At 67.0% G+C, this 3,802-nt stretch carries 1 protein-coding gene and 2 pseudogenes; all 3 read left to right on the top strand.

The genetic code is table 11. The features are described from left to right. Positions 1-1,099, top strand: a pseudogene (gene dgcA / locus ACQKQA_RS29875) (dimethylglycine demethylation protein DgcA); the annotation flags it as partial. A gap of 140 nt (positions 1,100-1,239) precedes the next feature. Continuing rightward, positions 1,240-3,189, top strand: coding sequence for a dimethylglycine demethylation protein DgcB (dgcB, locus tag ACQKQA_RS29870; RefSeq protein WP_427564748.1), 1,950 nt, complete (start codon positions 1,240-1,242; stop codon positions 3,187-3,189). Continuing rightward, a pseudogene (locus tag ACQKQA_RS29865) lies at positions 3,189-3,707 on the top strand (electron transfer flavoprotein subunit alpha/FixB family protein); the annotation flags it as partial. The gene dgcB and the pseudogene ACQKQA_RS29865, both read left to right, overlap by 1 nt. Positions 3,708-3,802 lie beyond the last annotated feature (95 nt).

The following is a 3,802-nucleotide window of genomic DNA, read 5'->3' as shown; positions in this document are numbered from 1 at the left end:
GACTGGTTGGCGTCGAGGGTGCTGGCGCGACAGTCGGGGTAACGGCAGGGGTTGGCGCCACGGCGGCCAGATCAAGCAGTGCGTCGGCGCCAACTACTGCATCGACCGCCAGTACCAGGGCCTGGACGTGCTGTGCATCCAGAACGCCGCGACCTCCCGTGAATACATGGGCGTGCCGCACATCATCGAGAAGTCCACCGGGCCGAAGCGCAAGGTGGTGGTGGTCGGTGCCGGCCCGGCGGGCATGGAATCGGCGCGGGTCGCGGCCGAGCGTGGCCACGACGTGACCCTGTTCGAGAAGAAGGACGCCATCGGCGGGCAGATCACCACCGCCGCGAAGGCGCCGCAGCGCGACCAGATCGCCGGTATCACCCGCTGGTACCAGCTGGAACTGGCCCGCCTGAAGGTCGACCTGCGCCTGGGCACCGCGGCCGATGCCGCGACCATTCTCGATCTGCGTCCGGACATCGTGGTGCTGGCCGTCGGCGGGCATCCGTTCCTCGAGCAGAACGAACACTGGGGCGCCGCCGAAGGGCTGGTGGTCAGCAGCTGGGACGTGCTCGACGGCAAGGTGGCGCCGGGCAAGAACGTGCTGGTCTACGACACCATCTGCGAGTTCACCGGCATGTCGGTGGCCGACTTCCTCGCCGACAAGGGCAGCCAGGTCGAAATCGTCACCGACGACATCAAGCCGGGCGTGGCCATTGGCGGTACATCGTTCCCGACCTACTACCGCAGCATGTACCCCAAAGAAGTGATCATGACCGGCGACATGATGCTGGAAAAGGTCTACCGCGAAGGCGACAAGCTGGTGGCGGTGCTGGAGAACGAATACACCGGCGCCAAGGAGGAGCGGGTGGTCGACCAGGTGGTGGTGGAGAACGGCGTGCGGCCCGACGAAGCGATCTACTACGCGCTCAAGGAAGGTTCGCGCAACAAGGGCCAGGTCGACGTCGAGGCGCTGTTCGCGATCAAGCCGCAACCTTCGTTGAGCCAGGCGGGCGACGGCTACCTGCTGTTCCGCATCGGCGACTGCGTGGCCCAGCGCAACACCCACGCGGCCATCTACGACGCCCTGCGGATCTGCAAGGATTTCTAAGCCATACCTGTAGCCGCTGCCGAAGGCTGCGATCGACTGCGAAGCAGTCGCGCTCTTGAGTCCGCCGGGAAGTCCTGCGGACTTCAGCGCAGTCTGCGGCAGCGGCTACATCGACCGAACCGGTCTTTGGGAGCTTCATCATGCTCAACACCCTTCTTCCCATCCTGCTGTTCGCCGCCCTGGGCCTCGCGGTCCTCGGCGCGCTGCGGCGGGTGGCCATGTGGCGCCGGGGCCGCGCGTCCAAGGTCGACCTGATCGGCGGCCTGCTGGCCATGCCCAAGCGCTACATGGTCGACCTGCACCACGTGGTGGCGCGGGACAAATACATCGCCAACACCCACGTGGCCACGGCCGGTGGCGCGGTGGCGTCCATCGTCCTGGCGATCCTGGTGCATGGCTTCGGCCTGCATAACCGCATCCTGGGTTATGCGCTGCTGCTGATGTCGGCGGTGATGTTCGTCGGTGCGATCTTCGTCTACCGGCGCCGGCGCAACCCGCCTTCGCGGCTGTCGAAAGGCCCGTGGATGCGCCTGCCCAAGAGCCTGCTGGCATTCTCGGCGTCGTTCTTCCTGGTGACCCTGCCGGTGGCCGGGATCCTGCCGGAAAACTTCGGCGGCTGGCTGGTCGCCGCGATCCTCGGGGTCGGCGTGTTGTGGGGCGTGTCCGAGCTGTTCTTCGGCATGACCTGGGGCGGGCCGATGAAGCACGCCTTCGCCGGTGCCCTGCACCTGGCCTGGCACCGTCGTCCGGAACGCTTCGGCGGCGGCCGTTCCACCGGCCTCAAGCCGCTGGACCTGGAAGACCCGAATGCGCCCCTGGGCGTGGAAAAACCCAAGGATTTCACCTGGAACCAACTGCTGGGTTTCGATGCCTGCGTGCAGTGCGGTAAATGCGAAGCCGCGTGCCCGGCCTTTGCCGCCGGCCAGCCGCTGAACCCGAAAAAACTGATCCAGGACATGGTGGTCGGCCTCGCTGGCGGCACTGACGCCCAGTTCGCCGGCAGCCCGTATCCGGGTAAGCCGATCGGCGAGCACAGCGGCAACCCGCACCAGCCGATCGTCAACGGCCTGGTGGACGCTGAGACCCTCTGGTCCTGCACCACCTGCCGCGCCTGTGTCGAGGAGTGCCCGATGATGATCGAGCACGTCGATGCCATCGTCGACATGCGCCGGCACCTGACCCTGGAAAAGGGCGCGACCCCGAACAAGGGCGCCGAAGTCCTGGAAAACCTGATCGCCACCGACAACCCGGGCGGTTTTGCCCCGGGCGGGCGGATGAACTGGGCGGCGGACCTCAACCTGGCGCTGATGAGCGAAAAGAAAACCACCGACGTGCTGTTCTGGGTCGGCGACGGTGCCTTCGACATGCGCAACCAGCGCACCCTGCGCGCCTTCGTCAAGGTACTGAAGGCGGCCAAGGTCGACTTCGCCGTGCTCGGCCTGGAAGAGCGCGACAGCGGCGACGTGGCCCGGCGCCTGGGCGACGAGGCGACCTTCCAGCTGCTGGCCAAGCGCAATATCCAGACCCTGGCCAAATACAGCTTCAAGCGCATCGTCACGTGCGACCCCCACAGCTTCCATGTGCTGAAAAACGAATACGGCGCCCTGGGCGGCAACTACCGGGTGCAGCACCACAGCACCTACATGGCGGAAATCATCCAGGCCGGTGCGTTGAGCCTCGGCCAGCACAAGGGCGACAGCGTGACCTATCACGACCCGTGCTACCTGGGCCGCTACAACGGCGAATACGAGGCGCCGCGGGAAGTGCTGCGGGCGCTGGGGATCGAGGTCAAGGAAATGCAGCGTTCCGGTTTCCGCTCGCGCTGCTGCGGCGGTGGCGGCGGCGCGCCGATCACCGACATCCCGGGCAAGCAGCGGATCCCCGACATGCGCATGGAAGACATCCGCGAAACCGGCGCCGAGTTGGTGGCCGTGGGTTGTCCGCAATGCACGGCGATGCTCGAAGGCGTGGTCGAACCGCGGCCGCTGATCAAGGACATCGCCGAACTGGTGGCCGATGCGCTGCTCGAAGACGCCGCGTCGGGCAAACCGGCCGCCCCGGCCAAACGTGAACCTGCGGAGGCCCACTGATGAGCGACATTATCCGCCGCGACCCGCGGGCCGAGTGGATCGCCCGTAACCGCCTGCACCCGCTGCACGCGGCCATGCAGCCGGCGCAGCACAGCTGGATGGGGCCCAACGGCATCATCCGCAAGAACCCCCACGGGACCGGTTTCATCGGCCCCAACGGTATCAAGCGCATCGACCGCAGCGGCGCCCAGCAGGGCGGGGCAGTCAAGCGCAGCGCCGCGGTCGAAGTGCAACTGCCGCTGCACCAGGTGACGCAACCGGCGTTCTGCATCGGCGTGGTGCCGGACATGGTCGGCGGCCGCCTGAGCAGCCACGACCGCGACCTGCTGGGCCTGGCCCATCAACTGGCCGGCAAGGACGGCGCGGTGCTGGCCGTGGTGTTCGGCGAGCACAAGGAAAACGCCTTCGCCACGGCGGGCGTCGACCGCCTGCTGGTGCTCGACGGCAACGAATTCAATGGTTATGCACCGGAGCAACGGGTGCAGGGCCTGCGGGCTGTGGATAACCAGTTCGGTCCGCCCCTCCTGCGGTTCTCCTGCTAACTCAAGACAGGGATGGCACCAGCACCGCTTGCGCGGCCTGGCGGTTCTGCGGCAGGTGTTCGCGGGCGCCG

The organism is Pseudomonas sp. NPDC089530 (assembly GCF_050280705.1).
Classification (GTDB): Bacteria; Pseudomonadota; Gammaproteobacteria; order Pseudomonadales; family Pseudomonadaceae; genus Aquipseudomonas.
Note: the sequence above shows the minus strand (reverse complement) of the source record. Positions and strands in the feature narration are given on the sequence as shown.